The 18,893-nt window shown below is 72.0% G+C and carries 17 protein-coding genes; 9 read left to right on the top strand and 8 right to left on the bottom strand.

What is annotated here, in order from left to right; all coding sequences use genetic code 11:
- The first annotated feature begins 2 nt into the window (after positions 1–2).
- From ACFY9S_RS01095 to ACFY9S_RS01085, 3 genes are all read left to right on the top strand, one after another.
- The gene (locus ACFY9S_RS01095; RefSeq protein ID WP_391121117.1) at positions 3–1,013 is read left to right on the top strand and encodes an ABC transporter permease subunit; all 1,011 of its coding nucleotides are present in this window, start codon (positions 3–5) and stop codon (positions 1,011–1,013) included.
- A gap of 12 nt (positions 1,014–1,025) precedes the next feature.
- Entirely contained in the window at positions 1,026–1,934 is a 909-nt protein-coding gene (locus ACFY9S_RS01090; RefSeq protein WP_102912406.1) for a carbohydrate ABC transporter permease, read from the top strand.
- Positions 1,935–2,031: 97 nt separating this feature from the next.
- Positions 2,032–3,468, top strand: coding sequence for a GH1 family beta-glucosidase (locus ACFY9S_RS01085; RefSeq protein ID WP_102913769.1), 1,437 nt, complete (start codon positions 2,032–2,034; stop codon positions 3,466–3,468).
- Positions 3,469–3,728: 260 nt separating this feature from the next.
- Here the strand turns inward: ACFY9S_RS01085 and ACFY9S_RS01080 are convergent, their stop codons facing one another.
- From ACFY9S_RS01080 to ACFY9S_RS01060, 5 genes are all read right to left on the bottom strand, one after another.
- A complete protein-coding gene (locus tag ACFY9S_RS01080; protein ID WP_391121112.1) occupies positions 3,729–4,670 on the bottom strand; it encodes an ABC transporter permease subunit in 942 nt (313 codons plus the stop codon).
- Entirely contained in the window at positions 4,667–5,650 is a 984-nt protein-coding gene (locus ACFY9S_RS01075) for an ABC transporter permease subunit (protein ID WP_391121109.1), read from the bottom strand. The genes ACFY9S_RS01080 and ACFY9S_RS01075 overlap by 4 nt, the downstream gene beginning before the upstream one ends.
- Before the next feature lie 41 nt (positions 5,651–5,691).
- Entirely contained in the window at positions 5,692–7,005 is a 1,314-nt protein-coding gene (locus ACFY9S_RS01070; protein ID WP_391121106.1) for an extracellular solute-binding protein, read from the bottom strand.
- 186 nt (positions 7,006–7,191) lie between these two features.
- Positions 7,192–8,589 (bottom strand): ATP-binding protein, encoded by a 1,398-nt coding sequence (locus tag ACFY9S_RS01065; RefSeq protein ID WP_391121103.1) that lies wholly within the window; start codon positions 8,587–8,589, stop codon positions 7,192–7,194.
- Positions 8,586–9,290 carry a response regulator gene (locus ACFY9S_RS01060; protein WP_391121100.1) on the bottom strand — a complete coding sequence of 235 codons (705 nt, stop codon included), beginning with the start codon at positions 9,288–9,290 and terminating at the stop codon, positions 8,586–8,588. Before ACFY9S_RS01060 ends, ACFY9S_RS01065 begins: the two co-directional genes overlap by 4 nt.
- A gap of 130 nt (positions 9,291–9,420) precedes the next feature.
- On the opposite strand from ACFY9S_RS01060, the gene ACFY9S_RS01055 reads away from it, so the two are divergent.
- Positions 9,421–9,939, top strand: coding sequence for a hypothetical protein (locus ACFY9S_RS01055; RefSeq protein WP_391121097.1), 519 nt, complete (start codon positions 9,421–9,423; stop codon positions 9,937–9,939).
- Positions 9,940–9,982: 43 nt separating this feature from the next.
- Here ACFY9S_RS01055 and ACFY9S_RS01050 read toward each other — a convergent pair whose 3' ends face one another.
- Both ACFY9S_RS01050 and ACFY9S_RS01045 read right to left on the bottom strand, forming a co-directional pair.
- Entirely contained in the window at positions 9,983–10,852 is an 870-nt protein-coding gene (locus ACFY9S_RS01050; RefSeq protein ID WP_391121094.1) for a fused MFS/spermidine synthase, read from the bottom strand.
- Positions 10,853–10,919: 67 nt separating this feature from the next.
- On the bottom strand, positions 10,920–11,315 hold the full coding sequence (locus ACFY9S_RS01045; RefSeq protein WP_391121091.1) for a hypothetical protein: 396 nt from the start codon (positions 11,313–11,315) through the stop codon (positions 10,920–10,922).
- Positions 11,316–11,611: 296 nt separating this feature from the next.
- On the opposite strand from ACFY9S_RS01045, the gene ACFY9S_RS01040 reads away from it, so the two are divergent.
- Complete coding sequence (locus ACFY9S_RS01040) at positions 11,612–13,063, top strand: hypothetical protein (RefSeq protein WP_391121088.1); 1,452 nt, start codon at positions 11,612–11,614, stop codon at positions 13,061–13,063.
- A gap of 16 nt (positions 13,064–13,079) precedes the next feature.
- Here the strand turns inward: ACFY9S_RS01040 and ACFY9S_RS01035 are convergent, their stop codons facing one another.
- A complete protein-coding gene (locus ACFY9S_RS01035) occupies positions 13,080–13,700 on the bottom strand; it encodes a histidine phosphatase family protein (RefSeq protein WP_391121085.1) in 621 nt (206 codons plus the stop codon).
- 201 nt (positions 13,701–13,901) lie between these two features.
- Between ACFY9S_RS01035 and ACFY9S_RS01030 the strand changes: the two genes are divergently transcribed.
- Genes ACFY9S_RS01030 through ACFY9S_RS01015 form a run of 4 tightly spaced genes read left to right on the top strand, consistent with a single transcriptional unit; the run spans position 13,902 to position 18,859 of the window.
- Positions 13,902–14,855: a phosphatase PAP2 family protein gene (locus ACFY9S_RS01030; RefSeq protein WP_391121082.1), complete on the top strand. Its 954-nt coding sequence runs from the start codon at positions 13,902–13,904 to the stop codon at positions 14,853–14,855.
- Positions 14,806–15,945: a hypothetical protein gene (locus ACFY9S_RS01025; RefSeq protein ID WP_391121079.1), complete on the top strand. Its 1,140-nt coding sequence runs from the start codon at positions 14,806–14,808 to the stop codon at positions 15,943–15,945. Before ACFY9S_RS01030 ends, ACFY9S_RS01025 begins: the two co-directional genes overlap by 50 nt.
- Positions 15,936–17,528: a hypothetical protein gene (locus ACFY9S_RS01020; protein WP_391121076.1), complete on the top strand. Its 1,593-nt coding sequence runs from the start codon at positions 15,936–15,938 to the stop codon at positions 17,526–17,528. The genes ACFY9S_RS01025 and ACFY9S_RS01020 overlap by 10 nt, the downstream gene beginning before the upstream one ends.
- A complete protein-coding gene (locus ACFY9S_RS01015) occupies positions 17,525–18,859 on the top strand; it encodes an AAA domain-containing protein (RefSeq protein ID WP_391121073.1) in 1,335 nt (444 codons plus the stop codon). Before ACFY9S_RS01020 ends, ACFY9S_RS01015 begins: the two co-directional genes overlap by 4 nt.
- Positions 18,860–18,893 lie beyond the last annotated feature (34 nt).

Raw genomic sequence — 18,893 nt, 5'->3', positions numbered from 1 at the left:
GAATGGCATCCAGGCACGACACCGCCGCGCCCCCCGTGAAGGGGGGCGCGGCCCCGGGCCGCCCGCCGGCCGACGCGGACACGGAGCGGGCGATGAAGAAGCGCGCCCGGCTCTCCCGTCGCTGGCAACGCGACATGCGGTGGAGCCCCTACGCGTTCGTCTCGCCCTTCTTCCTGCTCTTCCTCGCGTTCGGCCTGTTCCCGCTGCTGTACACCGGTTGGGCCTCGCTCCACCAGGTGGAGCTGACGGCACCCACGGACATGTCCTGGGTGGGCCTGCGCAACTACACCCGGATCTTCGACGACGACTTCTTCTGGAACGCGGCGAAGAACACCCTGACCATCGGCATCATCTCCACGGTTCCGCAGCTGCTGATGGCGATGGGCCTGGCGCACATCCTCAATTACAAGCTGCGCGGCTCCACCTTCTACCGCGTCGTCATGCTGGCTCCCTACGCCACGTCGATCGCCGCCGCCTCGCTGGTCTTCGTGCTGCTCTTCGGCCGCGACTACGGCATGATCAACTGGGCGCTGAACGCCGTCGGCATCGACCACGTCGACTGGCAGAACGACAAGTGGCCGTCCCAGATCGCCGTGTCCAGCATCATCGTCTGGCGCTGGACCGGGTACAACGCGCTGATCTACCTGGCCGCGATGCAGGCGATCCCGCAGGACCTCTACGAGTCGGCGGCACTGGACGGAGCCAGCCGCTGGCGGCAGTTCCTCCACGTCACGCTGCCCTCGCTGCGTCCGACCATCCTGTTCACGGTCGTGGTGTCGACCATCGGCGCCTCGCAGGTGTTCGGCGAGCCACTGCTCTTCGACGCGAACAAGGGCGCCTCCGGCGGATCCCAGCACCAGTTCCAGACGCTCGGCCTGTACCTGTACGAGCAGGGCTGGATCAACCAGCACCTGGGCCGCGCCTCCGCCATCGCCTGGACGATGTTCCTGATCCTCATCGTGATCGGTGTCGTCAACTACGTCATCTCGCGCCGGCTGCGCGCCAGTAGCTAAGGAGAACCGGCCGTGACGACGACCCTGACGAAACCCCCGGCCGACGCGGTCCCCGAGCCGCCGAAGCGGTCCCGTGGCATGAAGGCGGCACGCGCGGGCGGGCAGCTGCACGCCGGCCCGGTGGCGTACGTCATCCTCGCCCTCTTCACCGTCATCTCGCTGTTCCCGCTGGTGTGGACAGCCATCGCCGCCTCGCGCGACAACCAGCGCCTGGCGCAGACCCCGCCGCCGTTCTGGTTCGGCTCCGGCCTCTTCGACAAGCTCGAAGTGGCCTGGACCGACGCCAACCTGGGCGAGGCGTTCCTCAACACCACCCTGGTGGCCGGCATCTCGTCGTTCACCATCGTGTTCCTGTCGACGATCGCCGGATTCGCCTTCGCCAAGCTGCGCTTCAAGGGCCGCGGCGCGGCCATGCTGGTGGTGATCGGGACGATGATGGTTCCGCCGCAGCTCAGCATCATCCCGCTGTACATGATGGTCGCCAAGCTCGACTGGACGGACCAGCTCCAAGCGGTGATCTTCCCGTCGCTGGTGAGCGCGTTCGGGGTGTTCTTCATGCGGCAGTACCTGATCCAGGCGCTGCCGGACGAGATCATCGAGGCGGCCCGGGTGGACGGCGCGAGCAGCTGGCGCGTGGTGTGGCACGTGGTGTTCCCGACCGCGCGGCCCGCGATGGCAGTCCTGGGCATGCTGATGTTCGTGCAGACCTGGAACGACTTCCTGTGGCCCTTCCTGGTCCTGACCCAGACCGGCAATCCGACCGTGCAGGTGGCGGTGGCGGGGCTGGGACGCGGCTACACCCCCGACCAGTCGCTGATCATGGCCGGCGCCCTGCTGGGCACCCTGCCGCTCCTGATCGTCTTCGCGATCTTCGGCAAGCAGATCGTCGGCGGCATCATGCAGGGCGCCGTCAAGGGCTGAGTCCTGCTTTCCCAAGGGGCCGAGCCACAGCCGCCTCGGCCCCTTTCCCCCTCCCCCTCCACTCGTCGGTCCATACGACCCCCTTGGGAGCGCTTCCATGCCTGACTCCGAGAACCCGGCCACCGCGGTGACCTTCCCGCCCGCCTTCCTGTGGGGCGCGGCGACGTCCGCGTACCAGATCGAGGGCGCGGTGCGGGAGGACGGCCGTACGCCGTCGATCTGGGACACCTTCAGCCATACGCCGGGCAAGACGGCCGGTGGTGAGACCGGTGACATCGCTGTCGACCACTATCACCGCTACCGCGACGACGTGGCGCTGATGGCGGAGCTGGGTCTGGGCGCCTACCGCTTCTCCATCTCGTGGTCGCGGGTGCAGCCGACCGGCCGGGGCCCGGCCGTGCAGAAGGGCCTGGACTTCTACCGGCGGCTGGTGGACGAGCTGCTGGCCAAGAACATCAAGCCGGCCGTCACCCTGTACCACTGGGACCTGCCGCAGGAGCTTGAGGACGCGGGCGGCTGGCCCGAGCGCGACACGGCGTACCGGTTCGCGGAGTACGCGCAGATCGTCGGCGAGGCGCTGGGCGACCGGGTGGAGCAGTGGATCACGCTCAACGAGCCGTGGTGCAGCGCGTTCCTGGGTTATGCCTCCGGGGTGCACGCTCCGGGCCGTACGGACCCGGCGGCCTCGCTGCGTGCCGCGCACCACCTGAACCTGGCGCACGGGCTGGGCGCGTCCGCGCTGCGGTCGGTGATGCCGGCCCGCAACATGGTCGCGGTCAGCCTCAACTCCTCGGTGGTGCGGCCGCTTTCGCAGGACCCTGCGGACCTGGCGGCGGCCCGGCGGATCGACGACCTGGCCAACGGCGTGTTCCACGGGCCGATGCTGCACGGCGCCTACCCGGAGTCGCTGTACGTGGCGACGGCGGGCCTCACGGACTGGGACTACGTCCTCGACGGCGACCTGGAGCTGATCAACCAGCCGCTGGACGCGCTGGGCCTCAACTACTACACGCCCGCCCTGGTCTCGGCGGCGGACGCGTCGGCGAAGGCACCGCGCGCCGACGGTCACGGGGCGAGCGACCACTCGCCGTGGCCGGCCGCGGACGACGTCGCCTTCCACCAGACTCCCGGCGACCGCACCGAGATGGGCTGGACGATCGACCCGACCGGCCTGCACGAGCTGATCATGCGCTACACCCAGGAGGCACCGGGCCTGCCGCTGTACATCACGGAGAACGGCGCGGCCTACGACGACAAGATCGACTCCGACGGCCGGGTGCACGACCCGGAGCGGGTGGCCTACCTCCACGGCCATCTGTCGGCGGTCCGCCGGGCGATCGACGACGGCGCGGACGTCCGCGGCTACTACCTGTGGTCCCTGATGGACAACTTCGAGTGGTCGTACGGCTACGGCAAGCGCTTCGGCGCGGTGTACGTGGACTACGCGACGCTGGAACGCACGCCGAAGACCAGCGCCCGGTGGTACGGCCGGGCGGCGCGGACCGGGGCGCTGCCCGAGGTCGAGGCGGTCTGACCGACGGGGGAACGGGGCGCGGCACGATTAGGGGAGTGCCGCGCCCCACTCCGTCCCGGTGGCGGATGTCCGGCAGGAGGCGGCGGGGCGCCCGACCGACGGGGGGATGCGGGGAGGCGTCGCGCCGAGGGCGTAGGCGCCGCTGGGGCTCCAGGACTGCCGGCCCTCCTCGTGGACGAGTGCCCTGCGCCGGTTGACCGGCACGGAGGCGACCGGGGTGAAGGCGTGGTGCGCGGGGGGTTTCTTTCGGGGAGCGGGCGTCAGCCCTTGTTGGCGCCCAGGGTGAGGCCGCTGACGAACTGGCGCTGGAGGGCGAAGTACACGATCAGGGTGGGGATCGCGGTGAGCAGGGCGCCGGCGGCGACCAGGTTGGGGTCGGTGAAGTACTGGCCGGAGAGGTTGTTCAGCGCCGAGGTGATCGGCATGTTCTCGCCGGTGGAGATCAGGACGATGGCCCAGAAGAAGTCGTTGTAGATCCAGATGGACAGCAGGGTCGCGAGCGCGGCCATCGCGGGCTTGCACAGCGGCAGCACGATCTGCCAGTACAGCCGCCAGACCGAGGCGCCGTCGACCAGGGCGGCCTCGGTGAGCTCGTGCGGCAGTGAGCGCATGTAGTTGCTGAGCACGAAGGCGCAGAAGCCGGACTGGAACGCCACGTGGATGAGCACCAGGCCGAGCGCGGAGTCGTACAGCTTGCCGCTCATGGTGATGCCGGGCAGGTCGATCAGCAGGTACAGCCGGTACAGCGGGGTGATGATGACCTGCTGGGGCAGCAGGTTGCCGGCCGTGAACACCAGCAGCAGGAACAGGTTGACGCGGAAGTCGAAGCGGCTGACGTAGAAGGCGACCATCGAGGACAGCAGCAGCGTCAGCAGCACGGCCGGCACGGCGACGATCAGCGTGGTGCCGAAGTAGTGCAGCATGTCCGACTGCGTGAAGGCGTTGGTGAAGTTGTCGAAGGTCAGCTTGTCGGGCCAGGAGACATAGCCCTTGTCGCTGGTCTCGGCGTAGGGCCGCATCGCCGCGAGCAGGGCCCACAGCAGGGGGGCGAGCCATGCCAGCGAGGTGATGACGAGGAAGGTGTGCAGCAGGACCCGGGCGGGGCGGATCGGGGTGCGCTGCTTGCGCGGGGCGCCAGAGTTCAAAGGGGCGGCGCGAAGCGCCACGTTCAGGGTGGTGGTGGGCGACGGGTGGGAGCTCATGCGCGCCGCTCCTTCCGGAAGGTGGCGATCAGGTACGGGATGATCACCGCGAGCGAGATCACCAGCAGGACGACGGCGATGGCGGAGCCGTATCCGATGCGGCTGGACTCGCCGATGATGTTGTTGGTCACCAGGATCGACAACAGCTCGGTGCCCTGGGCGCCCTTGTTGAAGACGAAGACCAGGTCGAAGGCGCGCAGCGCCTCGATGATCGTGACCACCAGGACGACGGTGTTGGTCGGGCGCAGGGTCGGGAAGATGACGTTCTTGAACGTCTGCCACTCACCCGCGCCGTCCAGCGCGGACGCCTCCCGCAGCGAGGGGTCGACGCCCTTCAGGCCGGCCAGGTAGAGGATCATCATGTAGCCGGCGTGCCGCCAGGACGCGGCGATGAGCACGGCCCACAGGTTGAGGTCGGGGTCGCCGATCCAGTCGATGTAGTGACCGGGCTTGTTGGCGCCGATGATGCTGTTGATCAGACCCGTGTCGGGGTTGTAGATCAGCTGCCAGACGAAGCCGATGACCGCCAGCGACATCACGACCGGCAGGAAGAACGCCGTCTGGTAGACGCGGCTGAAGCGGATCTTCTTGTCCAGCTGCACGGCGAGGAACAGGCCGAAGGGCGTGGGCAGCACGATGAGCACCACGAACCAGATCACGTTGTGCTGGACGGCGGGCCAGAACTGCGGGTTGCTGGTGAACAGCTCCCTGAAGTTCTGCAGTCCGACCCACTGGATGGAGTCGAAGCCGATGCCGTCCCAGGTGGTGAAGGCCAGCGCGATCGAGGCCAGGGCCGTCAGCCACACCAGGGTGACGTGCAGGATCGTGGGCACGCCCGCCATCAGGCCGAGCGTGAGGCGGTCGCGGCGGGTGAGCAGACGCCGGTGACCGTGGGGTGCCTTGGCGGGCGGGGGCGTGGAGGCGGGCCCCGGGGCCGGCGGGGCGGCCGGCTCCGGAGCCTTCGCGGGGGTGGCGGTCATGTGGGGATCCGAGTCGTCGAGTCTCCGTTTCCGGTGGGCGGTCAGGAGGAGGCGAAGATCGTCTTCTTCTGGCGTTCGATCGACGAGAGGATGCTGTCGACGTTCTTCGGGTTGCGGACGAAGTTCTGCAGCGCGGGCTGCATCACCGTGGACGTGAAGTCCGGGCGGGAGTCGCGGTCCATGAACTGCGTGAGGCTCTTCGCGCCGGAGATCATCTCGAAGGACTTCTTCTGCAGCGCGGTGTAGGAGGAGGTGTCGGCCTTGGTGGAGGCGGCCACCACGCTGGAGTCGGCCTTGAGGTAGATCTGCTCGGCCTCGGGGGTGCCCAGGTACTCCAGGAGCTTGGCGGCGCCGTCGCGGTTCTTCGGGGCCTTGGAGAGCATGAAGCCGTCGGTCGGCGCCTCGACGGTGTCCTGACCGAACTGCGGGTCGATCTCCGGGAAGGCGAAGAAGTCGAGGTCGTCCAGGTCGGCCTTGTCCGTGAACTGCTGACCGACGAAGGTGCCCAGGAGGTACATGCCGGCCTTCTTGGCCACCAGCGTCTGCGCCGCGTCCTGCCAGGTGCGGCCCACCGCGCCCTCCTGGTGGTAGGGCAGGATCTCCGTCCAGTGGTCGAAGACCTTGCGCACCTTGGCGTCGGTCCAGGAGGCCTTGCCCGCCATCAGCTCGACGTGGAAGTCGTAGCCGTTGGTGCGGAAGTTGATCTGGTCGAAGGTGCCCATCGCGGGCCAGGCGTCCTTGTCGCCGAAGGCGATCGGGACCAGCCCGTCCTTCTGCATCCGCTTGCACAGGGCGACGAAGTCGTCCCAGGTGGTGGGGACCTCGTAGCCGTGCTGGGCGAAGACGCTCTTGCGGTAGAACACCGCCCACGGGTACGTGTACAGCGGCACGAAGTAGTACTTGCCGTCCTCGCCCTTGCTGAGCTTGTGCATCGCCTCGGGGAAGTCGCCGCCGATCTTCTGCCACACGTCGTCGATCGGCGTGGCCAGCTTCTTCGAGGCGAAGAACTGCATGCGGTAGCCGGCGAACCAGGTGAACACGTCGTCGGGCGTGCCCTGCAGATAGGAGTTGATCTGCTCCTGGAACGTGTTGTGGTCCTTGGTGTTCACATCGACCTTGATGCCGGACTTCTTGGTGAAGGCGGCGTAGATCTCCGCGAACGCCTTCTTCGGCACGGCGTCGGACGAGTTGGAGCCGAGACCGACCGTCTTCGGGTCGGCGGACGAGCCGCTGCCGCCGCAGGCGCTCAGCAGGGGTATGCCCGCGCCGAGCAGGGCCGCACCGCCCACTCCGCGCAGCAGGGTGCGACGGCTGGGAGCGGGGAGGGAGACACCGGAGGAAGAGAGGTCGTGCATGGACGGCTCCTGAGGGCAGGGTTCGGCCACGAGGGTGTGGCGTGAAATCCAGTCGCAATCGACCAGAAATCAACTTGACCGAACACGGTGGCGCAATGACAGCCGCATGTCCGGTCATACGTCAAGAGCCGGTCCCTTCATTTGTCGAAACGTGACCGACCCGTGAAGGCGGCGTCGCGGGAGCGCTCAGTGGGACCGGGAACGGCTGTACACGGCAGCGAACCGGCCGGGGCGGCGGCGTCGCAGCTGCCGCTGCCCTCCGCTCGCGGGGGCGCGGCCGTCCAGCTGGATCCAGACGCGCACCTCCGTGCCGCCGAGCACCGAGGAGCCGATCCGTACGTCCCCGCCGGTGGACTCCGCCAGCCGGCGCACGATGTCCAGGCCGAGCCCGGTCGAGCCGTCGCTCCCGGAGCCGCGGCCCCGCGCCATCGCGGCCTCGGGGTCGGGTATGCCGGGGCCAGCGTCGGAGACGAGGACGATCACCGCGTCCTCGCCGTTGTGCACGTCGACGGCGAAGGCGGTGCCCTCCGCGGTGTGCCGGAACACGTTCCCGAGCAGCGCGTCCAGCGCGGCGGCCAGGTCGGGGCGGGCCACGGGTATGCGCACGGGCCGGTCGGCCCCGGCCACCCGCCACTTGCGGCCCTCGTCCTCGGCGAGCGCCGACCAGAACGCCATCCGCTCCCGGACCACCTCGGCCGCGTCGCACCCGGCGCCCGGACCGGCCGCGGCCGTCTGCGGCTTGGCCTCCCGGGCCGTACGGATGATGGTGTCGACCTCGCGCTCCAGCTGCTCGACCGCGGTGCGGGTCTGGTCGGCGGCCGGCCCCTCGCCGAGCGAGGCGGTGTTGAGCCGCAGCACGGTCAGGGGCGTCCGCAGCCGGTGGGACAGGTCCGCCGCCAGCTCCCGCTCGTTCGCCAGGAGCTGGACGACCTGGTCGGCCATGGAGTTGAACGCGACCGCCGCGAGCCGCAGCTCGCTCGGGCCCTCCTCGGGGACGCGGGCCCCCAGCCGGCCCTCCCCCAGGTCGTGCGCCCCCTCGACCAGGCGCTGGGCGGGCCGGACCATGCGGACGCCCAGCCGGTCGGCGACCGCGACCGAGCCGAGGATCAGCGCCACCCCGACCGCGGCGAGCACCGCCCAGGCCGTGCCCACGCCGTTGGTGACGTCGGACTCCGGCACGTACACCTCGACGACCGCGATCTTGCCGGTGCTGAGGGCGACCGGCTGGAGCAGCGTCGAGCCGCCGGGGACACCCGTGGTGGAGGCGCGGCCCAGCTTCCGCACGGCGGCGATGTCGGCTTCGGCGGCGCGCCGGCGCCCGAGTTCGAGGGCTTCCTGGCCGTCGCCCGCCGGGAGGTGCACGGCCATCCCGGCGTCGGAACCGGCGGAGGCGACGACCCGCTCCAGCTGGTCGCGGTCGGTGGTGATGGACAGGGCGGGGGCGACCGCCGCGGCCTCCCGCTCGGCGCTCGAGAAGGCACGGTCGCGGGCCAGCTCGCGGATGACGAGCCCGAGCGGCACCGCGAAGGCGACGACGACCATGGTGGTCACCGCCAGCGACACCTTGACCAGGGCCCACCTCATCGGGGAGCACCCGCTCCCGGTGGTTCGAGCTTCACTCCGACGCCCCGGAGGGTGTGCAGATAGCGCGGGCTGGCCGCCGTCTCGCCCAGCTTCCTGCGCAGCCAGGACAGATGGACGTCGATGGTCTGGTCGTCGCCGTAGGACTGCTGCCACACCTCGGCCAGCAGCTCCTTGCGGGGGACGACGACGCCGGGCCTGCGGGCCAGGAAGGCGAGCAGGTCGAACTCGCGGCGGGTGAGGTCGAGCCGGGCGCCGTCCAGCTCGGCCCGGCGGCGCAGCGGGTCGACGGTCAGGCCGCCGACCCGGATCACGGGGGACGGCTCCCCTTCCGCGGAGCCGGAGCGGGCGCGGCGCAGCACGGCCGCCATGCGGGCCGAGAGGTGCTCGACCGAGAAGGGCTTGGTCAGGTAGTCGTCCGCCCCGGCGTTCAGCAGCCGGACGATCTCCGTCTCGTCGTCCCGGGCTGTGGCGACGATCACGGGTACGTCGGTGATCCCGCGCAGCATCTTCAGTGCCTCGGACCCGTCGAGATCGGGCAGTCCGAGGTCCAGGATCACCACGTCGAAACGGAGATGGGCGACCTCGCGCAGCGCCTCCAGTGCCGTCCCGACGCTGCGCACGGTGTGCGAGGCGTCGGTCAGGTGCCGGATCAGCGCCGAGCGTACGAACTGGTCGTCCTCGACCACGAGCACACGTGCCATGCGCGGCAACCTACGCCATCTCGAACAGCCGGGTGCGGGCCTGTGGACAACTCCCCGGCTGGGGACAACGGACCACCGCACGACCCTGTTTCGGGCCACGCGTGGGACGCGTGAGGCAGTATGGCCCGCGATGCGCAGAGGACTCGTACACGTACTGGCCTGGCTGCTCGCCACGGGCGCGGCGGTCACGCTGTCGTGGTGGGGCGTCCACACCGTGATGGCGGGGACGGCCTACGACCCGCCGCGTGCTCTGCCCGTCAAGGCCGCCGAAGCGCCCACGCGGGAGCCGAAGGCGCCGGCCACGCCGCGGGAGCGCACGCCTCCGCCCGAGCGGCGGGAACCGGGCACGCCCCCGGCGTCCACGGCCGGGCGACCGAGCCCCGCCCCCACGCCGGTGTCCTCGCCCGGCACCGCCCCCGCAGCCTCGGGCCGGGTGAGGAGCTATGACACCGACGGCGGCCGGGCGGTCTTCGATCTCGGGAAGACCTCCGCCTCGCTCGTCTCGGCGACGCCCGGCGCGGGCTGGTCGATGCAGGTGTGGAAGACGGAGTCGTGGATCCGCGTGGAGTTCTCCTCGGGCGCGGACCGGGTGTCGGTGTTCTGCACGTGGCACGACGGGCCGCCGCGGGTGGAGATCGGGACCTACTGAGGGCCGCGGGCGGCCACCGGCGCCTGTAGAGCACCGGAGCCGGTCATCTGAACACCGACGCCGGTGGCGCCGGCGACGCCACCGCCGCGAGGTCCGTGACGGGTGCGGCCCCGCCGGTGAAGTCCGTGAGGGTCCTGCCGTGCTCGACCCGGGCGGGATGCGGGTCGGAGGCGGCGAGGCGGGTCAGTTCGGCTGTCGGCAGTGGCTGGTCGGAGGCGACCAGGACGGCGTTCCCGAAGCGCTTGCCGCGCAGCACCGCCGGATCCGCGACCAGCGCGAGCTGCCCGAAGCGGGCGGCGGCGGTGGCGATCTGGCCGCGCAGGTGGGTGAGCGGAGGCCCGTCGGCGAGGTTGGCGGCGTAGACACCGCCGGGCTTGAGGGCCCTGCGCACGTCGTCGAGGAACTCGGTCGAGGTCAGGTGGGCCGGTGTCCGCGCCCCGCTGAACACGTCGGTGATGACGAGGTCGGCCCAGCCGTCCGGCACTTTGGCGAGGCCTTCGCGGGCGTCGGTGGAGCGCACCCTGATGCGCGCGTTCGGATCCAACGGCAGTTCCCGGCGGACCAGTTGGACGAGGGTGCCGTCCCGTTCGACGACCTGCTGGGTGGAGCGGGGCCGGGTGGCGGCGACGTAGCGGGCGAGGGTGAGGGCGCCGCCGCCGAGGTGCACGGCGTGCAGGGGCCGGCCGGGCGGCGCGACGAGGTCGATCACGTGCCCGAGGCGGCGCTGGTACTCGAATGAGAGGTACGCCGGGTCGTCCAGGTCGACGTGCGACTGCGGGGCCCCGTCGATCACCAAGGTCCAGCCCCGGGCCCGCTCGCGGTCGGGGATCAGCTCGGCGAGCCCGCCGTCGACGCTCTCGACGACGGCCTCCGCACCGGCCTGTCTGCGTCGGCCGCCCCTGGACTTTCCCATGGGGTCATTATCGGGGTGGCCTGCTAAGCAGGATGTACGCTCCCGCCGCCCGGTGTCCGAGGGCGTCTCAGCGGCAGCTGTCCGCCGCCTTGATCATCCGGGCGGCCTCCCCCAGGGCCTCGCGCAGCACAGCGGGGTCGGTCGCGAGGTCGGCCTCACCGGGCGGCAGCAGCCAGTCCGGGCCCGCGCCGGGAGGTTCGGGCGCCAGGGGCAGTCCGCGTCCGTCGGTCTCCGTGCAGGTGCTCCCCGGCACGTCCCACGCGGCGGCCGTCCCCGGCGGCACCAGGAAGCCGAGGGTGTCGCCGCCGTCGTCGTGCAGCACGGGCCCCACGGCGTCCCCCGGTCCGCGCCGCAGGATGTCGACCGCCTCCAGTCCCTGCCGTGCCGGCACCGTCACCACATCGCAGCCGGCCGCCGGTGTGCCCGACGGCGTACGAGAATCGTTGATCCGGCTGGTCTCCATCCGGCCTCCACCACGAAAACCCCTGCTTGGACGAGCGGTCGGGAGTCGGGGGCCTCCCGGTCCGCACAGTTCAACGCGGCAACCCGTCAAGGGCTACGGCGGAAGTCGGCCGCAAAGGATGGCACTTCATGGCAGATCACGGATGAGATATCCGGTTTGTAGCCAAACCCAGCGTGGTGGCTCCATCACAGCAGGTACGTTCTTGCTCGCCGGACACGGGGCAGACGATGCGGCATATCGCAACAAGTCGTCCTGCATCCGGCATGGTTCGACGGTTCGCACGGGAGGACCCGGCCATGGCGTCGTCATCGTTGACCTCGTCTCAACCCCACCTGCCGCCACGGCCGAACCTCGTCTTCCGGCGACTGCGCGGACAGCGCTCGCCGGCCGAGTTCGCCGCGGCGATCCGCCGGGCCGGGCTGGAGATCGGCGAGCGGGTCAGCTGTGACGCGCGGTACATCGGCCGGGTCGAGGCGGGCGAGATCCGCTGCCCCAACTACGCGTACGAACGGGTGTTCTTGCACATGTTCCCAGGCCGCACGCTCACAGACCTGGGGTTCGCGCCCCGCTCATCGGTACGCGGACGCCGGGCGCGCGACACCGAGGACGCGCTCCCGGCGCGCACCGCGAACCCGGCGAACGCCACGAGTGAGACCAGCGGGGCGGGCGAGCCGTATGAAACGCAGAACCCGTACGACCCGCACCACCCGCACGACACCTACGAGGAGAGCGACGTGCTACGTCGCGCGTTCATGACCGGCGGAGGCGCCACGGTGGCCGCCGCCTCACTGGGGCCCGTCGGCCTCGCCCTCGACGCCGGGGCCGCGCAGCGCCCCGTGCACCGCGCCGGGGCGAGCGAGGCGGGCGCCCTGGAAGAAGCCGTCCGCCGGATCCGGCTGCTGGACGACCGGCACGGCGCCGACGGCCTCTACCGTCGCGCGGCCGCCCCGCTGCGTGCCGCCTACGCCCTGCTGGACGCCGGCACGACCCGGCAGACGACGGCGGACCGGCTCTACTCGGGCGCCGGTGAACTGGCCATCTCCGTGGGCTGGCTGGCCCACGACTCGGGGCGCTTCGACGACGCCCGCTCGCACTACGCGGAGGCCCTCGCCACCGCCCGGATGACCGGTGACCCGGGCCTGGAGGCGCACGCCTTCTGCAACACGGCGTTCCTGGCGCGCGATGCGGGCCGGCCGCGCGAGGCGGTCCGGGCGGCACAGGCCGCGCAACGCGTCGCCCGGCCGGTGGGCTCGGCCCGGCTGATGTCGCTGCTCGCGCTGCGCGAGGCGGGCGGCTGGGCGGGGCTCGCGGACCGCGTCGGCTGCGAACAGGCACTGGCCCGGGCGCAGGCCTTCTTCGAACGGGGCCCCTCGGACGCCGACCCCGAGTGGATGAGCTTCTACGGCGAGGCCGAACTGGAGGGCCTGGAGGCGCAGTGCTGGTCCACGCTCGGCGACTGGCCCCGGGCGGCTCGGCACGCGCGCCGGGCCGCCGAACTGCAGGATCCGCACTTCACCCGGAACATCGCCCTCTACACGGCGGAGCTGGCGGACGACCTCGCGCGCGGGGGCCGGCCCGACGAGGCGGCGGTGGCGGGGATGCGGGTGCTGGATCTGCTGGAGGAGGTCCAGTCGTCCCGGGTGCAGACGATGCTGGCGGCGACGGCGCGGGTGCTGCTGCCGCACCGCAGGGCCTCCGGGGTGTCGGCGTTCCTGGAGAGGCACGCCTCGTCGCCGCGCATGCCCTGAGGGGCTGTGGCGAACGTCACGCCTGCCGCGCGACGCCCGGCACGCCCGCCAGGTGTCCCAGGTCGTTCCAGCTCTCGATCGCCGGTTCCCCGTAGGCCCAGCCCAGCACCGACAGCGAGGTGGGGTTCAGCCGGATCCGGGCCGCGAAGTCGATCGGGAGGCCCAGCCACCGCGCCCCGATGGAGCGCAGGATGTGCCCGTGGGCGAAGACCAGGACGTCGCGGTCCTCGGAGCGGGCCCAGGAGACCACGTCGTCGGCCCGGGCCGTGACCTCGGCGAGCGACTCCCCGCCCGGGACGCCGTCGCGCCAGATCAGCCAGCCGGGCCGGACGGCCTGGATGTCCGCGGGGGTCATGCCCTCGTACGTCCCGTAGTCCCACTCCAGCAACGCGTCCCAGGTGCGCGCGCGGTCGCCGAAGCCGGCCAGTTCGCAGGTCTCACGCGCGCGTGCCAGCGGGCTGGTGCGGATCTCGACGCCGGCCAGGCCGTCGTACGGCGCCCGGTGCAGTCGCTCGCCGAGCTGCTCCGCGCCACGCCGGCCTTCCTCCAGGAGCGGCACATCCGTTCGGCCCGTGTGCTTGCCGGACAGGGACCACTCGGTCTGTCCGTGGCGGGCCAGCAGGATGCGCGCGGCCATGGGGCACCTTTCCGGAAGAACAACGCGAGAAGAACGACCTATGGGGAACTCCTCCATCATCGCGCACGCCCCCCGCGGGCAACCCGGGGGGCGATCTACGCGTCTTTGAGGGCCGGAGGCGCCCCCCGGGGCGCGAGCCCACGCCGTAAAGTGGCACGGCCGACCGGGCTACGCGTGATGACGAAGGGGGAGGACGATCGGATGCAGCACACCGAGACACCGGGCACCGAGGCGGCCCCCGCGCCCAGGCTGCGCTGGTGGACCGAGCTGCCGCTGATCCTTCTGGTGTACGCGTTCTACTCGGCCGGCCGGCTCCTCGCCCGCGAGAACGTCTCCGGCGCCGTCGACCACGGCCTGGGGATCCTGCGCTTCGAGAAGGCGCTGTATCTGAACTTCGAGCACCCGCTCAACCGCCTCTTCACGCGCGAGGCCTGGATAGGCATACCCGCCGACTTCTGGTACGCGTCGTTGCACTACCTGGTCACACCGGCGGTTCTGGTGTGGCTCTTCCGCTCCCGGGCCGTGCGCTACCGCGCCGCGCGCACCTGGCTCATGACGTCCACCCTCATCGGCCTGATCGGCTTCACCCTGCTGCCGACCTGCCCGCCCCGGCTCCTCGACGCGAGCCACGGCTTCGTGGACACGATGGCGCAGTACAGCTCGTACGGCTGGTGGGGCGGCGCCGCGAGCGCACCGCGCGGCATGGGGGACATGACCAACCAGTACGCGGCCATGCCGAGTCTGCACGTGGGCTGGGCCCTGTGGTGCGGCGTGATGCTGTGGCGCTTCGGCGGTACGCGCATGACGAGGACGGCCGCCGTCGCCTACCCCCTGATCACGACGATCGTGGTCATGGGCACCGCCAACCACTACTTCCTCGACGCGGTCGCGGGCGCGGCCGTCATGGGCGTCGGGCTGCTGCTGACCCCCGCCGTGCTGCGGACCGCGGACCGGGTCAGGGCACGGTTCGTGCCGCGCGTCGCACCGGTCGCCGCGGACTCCTCCGCCGCGGGTTCCTCGATTGTCAGTGCCGGATGCCAGACTTCCGCGGGTGAGCGAATTCCACGGCAGCGCGAGTCGCGGCACGGAGCGGGAGCCGAGCCGGGTGCCTCCCCCAAGGACGCGGGGGACGGCGCTCCGGCGGCAGCTCGCTGAACTGCGCGGCCCCGACGTACCCGCGAAGGCACTGGACGCGCGTGCCTTGGCGGCGCTGGCCGCCAACCCCGGTTGTGCGCGGCGCGCGATCCTCGACGGCGCCGGGGTGGACAAGACGGCCCTGGCGAGCGCACTGGGAGCGCCCGCGGCGTTCGGGCAGTCGCAGTTCGCGCTCACCAGAGGCAACGCCTTCGAGGCGAAGGTCAAGGCCGACGGCGGCGCGGAGCTGCTGCGGCTGGTGCACGAGAAGCTCGACCGGTCCGCCGAACCGCCCGCCGACGCGCGCGTGCCCGACCTGACGGCGACCGGCCCGCGGGGGCGCACGGCCCGTACGGAGCTGGAGCTGCGGGAGGCCACCGCGCATCCGGGCGTGTGGACGCTGCTCGACCATCCGATGCTCGCGCTGGACGTCGCGGGCTCCCCCGCGTTCCTGGAGCCTGACGCGGTGGTGGTGCATCCGGACGGCGGCTGGACGGTCGTGGAGATCAAGTCCTTCCCCCTGCTGGACGGTTCGGCGGACCCGGCGAAGGTCGGGGCGGCGGCCCGGCAGGCGGCGGTGTACGTGCTGGCCCTGGAGGAGTTCGCGGCCCGTCTCGGCGCGGAACCGGACGCGGCCCCGGCCCCGTACGTACGCCACCGGGTCCTGCTGGTCTGCCCCCGGGACTTCTCCAACCTGCCGACAGCGTCGGCCGTGGACATCCGCAAGCAGCGGGCGGTCACGGCCCGTCAGCTGGCCCGGCTGACCCGCATCGAGGACATCGCCGACGCGCTCCCCGAGGGCATCTGCTTCTCGCCGGAGCGGCCCGCCGAGGAGCTGACGGCGGCCGTGGAGTCGGTCCCGGCGGCGTACGCACCCGAGTGCCTGTCCGCGTGCGAGCTGGCCTTCCACTGCCGGGCCCGGTCCCGCCAGGAGGGCGCGGTGACCACGCTCGGACGTCCGGTCCGGGCGGAGCTGGGCGGTCTGACGACCGTGGAGGAGGTCCTCGCGGCCGCGCGCGGCGAGGCGGGCGATCCCGGCGACCCGGCCGTGGCGGCCCTGCGGCGGGCGGCCGCCCTGCGCTCCGAGGCACTGGAGGCGGCGTGTCGCTGATCTCCACCCTGGCCCGCCTCGAAGCCGTCAGCACGGGCCGTGCCCAGCCCGCCGCCACCGTCCGGCACCGTCATCTCGGTGACCGCCCGCTGGTTTTGGTGCCGCTGATCACCGCCGGTGAGGCCGGCGCCCCGCTCGGCGCGCTGGTGGGCACCGACCGGGACGCGCCGCGTCTGCTGGCCGTCCCGCAGCCTCGCGACCGCGACCTGAGGTTCGCGTTCCTGGCCGAACTGGCCGGCATCGTGCTGCCGTACGTCGACGCGTACGCCGGGACGGTGGAGGCAGCGGAGCGCACCGAGACCGATCCGGAGACCGGCAAGCGCGTCAAGGTCGAGGTCGAGCTGTGCTCGGACGCGCCGCAGCTGATCGTGCCGAGCCGCGCGGGCATCGACCTGGTGCGGCTGCTCGGGCGCTCGACGCGGTTCCGGCGTACGGCGGAACAGGATCCGGAGGCTCCCTATCCGGCGCCGCCCCGGGTGCCGCTGCTCGGGCGGTGGCTGACGCACTTCGGGGAGCGGGCCCGGGTGCCCGGCTCCTCCCTGCTGCTGGCGATGACCGATCTCCTCGGCCGGCACTGGGTGACCGGGCAGTCCACCCTGGAGGACCAGCACCTGGGGGCGCTGCTCGCCTGGATCGACCCGCCGGGGGGCGTCACCGGCGCCGAGGCCGCGCTGCGCGCCGAGCTGGAGCGGGACGAGCAGGGCCAGCTGACGTGCCCGCCGGCCGGTCCGGCCACCGACCCGGCGTTCGACAACAAGCTGCTCGCCCCGGCCATCGAGCGCTACGACCGGGCCCGCACCGCCCTCGCCGCCGCGCAGGACGGCCTGGAGGCGGACGACCGGCTCGGTGCGCTGTCCGCCGCCGAGCGGGAGATCCGTGACCTGGTGCTCAGCCGCGCCCGGCCCACCTGGGACGCGGTCTGGCGGGGCCTGGACCTGCTGCGGGAGCTGCCCGAGGGAGCGCGGGTCGAGGAGCGGTGGACCCGCGACCGCTGGTCGTTCACCGGCCACCGTGACCGGGTACTGGCCGGGGAGCCCCCGCAGCCGCGCCGCGACGACGCGGTCACCGCGGCGAACAAGCTCGCCACGCGCGAGCGCGAGCAGGCCCGGCTGGAGGCGCAGGAGGCCCTGGACGACCCGCTGGTGATGGCGGGCCGGCGGCTGTCCGGGGAGGCGTTCGCGGGTGAGGTCACCGACGTCGTGATGACGTACAGCGACGGCAAGCGGCCCAGCCCCCGCCCGCTGGTCACGGTCCGCACGGACGACCGGCCGCAGCTCGGCGAGCGGACGAAGGTGTACCGGTCGCTGGGCGGGAAGCCGCAGTCGGCGGAGTTCGTGGCGGACGAGGAGGACGGCGCGTACGTCGTGCTGCGGGTCCTCGACAAGATGGGCCGCGGCAAGGAGCCCGAACCGGGTTCGGTGCCGGAGAAGGGCGACCGGGTCTGCTTCACGCTCTTCGAGCACGAGCAGCGGGGTGGCGCGAAGCTGCCCGACCCGGAGGAGACACCGTGGACACACGGCGGCCCGCCCGGTGAGCCGGCCCTGGAGGCAGCCGACCCGGTGACCGAGGAGGATGTGCTGTGACCACGGTGTTCGACCCCTCGGCCGCCGCGGCGCAGGCCACCGACGCGATTCTGAGCGACACCCTGAACGGCACGGCGCGCGGGGTCGTCGTGGACTCCCCGCCGGGCGCGGGCAAGTCCACGCTGGTGGTGCGCGCGGCTCTGGAGCTGGCGGCGGCGGGCCATTCGCTGATGGTGGTCGCGCAGACCAACGCCCAGGTCGACGATCTGGTCCTGCGGCTCGCCGAGAAGAACCCGGAGCTGCCGGTGGGCCGGCTGCACAGCAGCGACTCCGACCCGTACGACAAGGCGCTCGACGACCTGGCGAACGTACGCAAATCGGCCAAGGCGGCCGACCTCGCCGGACTGGCCGTGGTGATCTCGACGGCGGCGAAGTGGGCGCACGTCAAGGTCGACGAGCCGTGGCGGCACGCCATCGTCGACGAGGCCTACCAGATGCGGTCCGACGCGCTGCTCGCGGTGGCCGGGCTGTTCGAGCGGGCGCTGTTCGTGGGCGACCCGGGGCAGCTGGATCCGTTCGCGATCGTGGGCAGCGAGCAGTGGGCGGGCCTGACGTACGACCCGTCGGCCTCGGCGGTGACGACGCTGCTCGCGCACAACCCGGATCTGCCCCAGCACCGCCTGCCGGTCTCCTGGCGGCTTCCGGCCTCGGCGGCGCCCCTGGTCTCGGACGCGTTCTACCCGTACACGCCGTTCCGCAGCGGCACCGGCCCTGGCGACCGGACCCTGGCCTTCGGCGTGCCGTCGGACGGCTCGGGCCCCGACCGGGTGATCGACGAGGCGGCCGCGTCGGGCTGGGGCCTGCTGGAGCTGCCCGCCCGGCACACTCCGCGCACGGACCCGGAGGCGGTCCGGGCGGTGGCCACCGTCGTACGGCGCCTGCTGGACCGGGCGGGCGCGGCGACCTCGGAACGCTCCTCTGCTCCCTCCCCCCTCACCGCCGACCGGATCGCCGTGGGCACGGCCCACCGGGACCAGGCGGCCGCGGTCCGCGCGGCCCTGGCCGGCCTCGGCGTCACCGACGTGGTCGTGGACACGGCCAACCGGCTGCAGGGCCGGGAGTACGACGTCACGGTGGTCCTCCACCCGCTCTCCGGCCGCCCCGACGCCACGGCCTTCCACCTGGAAACGGGCCGCCTCTGCGTCCTGGCCTCCCGCCACCGGCACGCCTGCGTCGTGGTCTGCCGAGCGGGGGTGAGCGACCTGCTGGACGACTACCCGTCGACGGAGCCGGTGCAGCTGGGGACGGTGGTGAAGTTCCCGGACGGCTGGGAGGCCAACCACGCGGTACTGGCGCACCTGGCGGAACACCGGGTGACCTGGCGACCCTGACCGGCACGCCGACTACGGGCCCCGTCCGCTCGAC

It is taken from the genome of Streptomyces sp. NPDC012474 (assembly GCF_042955185.1).
In the GTDB taxonomy this organism is placed as follows: Bacteria; Actinomycetota; Actinomycetes; order Streptomycetales; family Streptomycetaceae; genus Streptomyces; species Streptomyces cahuitamycinicus.
The sequence above is the reverse complement of the archived record's forward strand: the minus strand, read 5'-3'. Positions and strand labels throughout refer to the sequence as shown.

Bases quoted from the DNA above. Each gene is read 5' to 3' on its own strand.
- ACFY9S_RS01095 (WP_391121117.1), top strand. From the start codon at position 3: ATGGCATCCAGGCACGACACCGCCGCGCCCCCCGTGAAGGGGGGCGCG.
- ACFY9S_RS01085 (WP_102913769.1), top strand. From the start codon at position 2,032: ATGCCTGACTCCGAGAACCCGGCCACCGCGGTGACCTTCCCGCCCGCC.
- ACFY9S_RS01080 (WP_391121112.1), bottom strand. From the start codon at position 4,670: ATGAGCTCCCACCCGTCGCCCACCACCACCCTGAACGTGGCGCTTCGC.
- ACFY9S_RS01075 (WP_391121109.1), bottom strand. From the start codon at position 5,650: ATGACCGCCACCCCCGCGAAGGCTCCGGAGCCGGCCGCCCCGCCGGCC.
- ACFY9S_RS01070 (WP_391121106.1), bottom strand. From the start codon at position 7,005: ATGCACGACCTCTCTTCCTCCGGTGTCTCCCTCCCCGCTCCCAGCCGT.
- ACFY9S_RS01065 (WP_391121103.1), bottom strand. From the start codon at position 8,589: ATGAGGTGGGCCCTGGTCAAGGTGTCGCTGGCGGTGACCACCATGGTC.
- ACFY9S_RS01060 (WP_391121100.1), bottom strand. From the start codon at position 9,290: ATGGCACGTGTGCTCGTGGTCGAGGACGACCAGTTCGTACGCTCGGCG.
- ACFY9S_RS01055 (WP_391121097.1), top strand. From the start codon at position 9,421: ATGCGCAGAGGACTCGTACACGTACTGGCCTGGCTGCTCGCCACGGGC.
- ACFY9S_RS01050 (WP_391121094.1), bottom strand. From the start codon at position 10,852: ATGGGAAAGTCCAGGGGCGGCCGACGCAGACAGGCCGGTGCGGAGGCC.
- ACFY9S_RS01045 (WP_391121091.1), bottom strand. From the start codon at position 11,315: ATGGAGACCAGCCGGATCAACGATTCTCGTACGCCGTCGGGCACACCG.
- ACFY9S_RS01040 (WP_391121088.1), top strand. From the start codon at position 11,612: ATGGCGTCGTCATCGTTGACCTCGTCTCAACCCCACCTGCCGCCACGG.
- ACFY9S_RS01035 (WP_391121085.1), bottom strand. From the start codon at position 13,700: ATGGCCGCGCGCATCCTGCTGGCCCGCCACGGACAGACCGAGTGGTCC.
- ACFY9S_RS01030 (WP_391121082.1), top strand. From the start codon at position 13,902: ATGCAGCACACCGAGACACCGGGCACCGAGGCGGCCCCCGCGCCCAGG.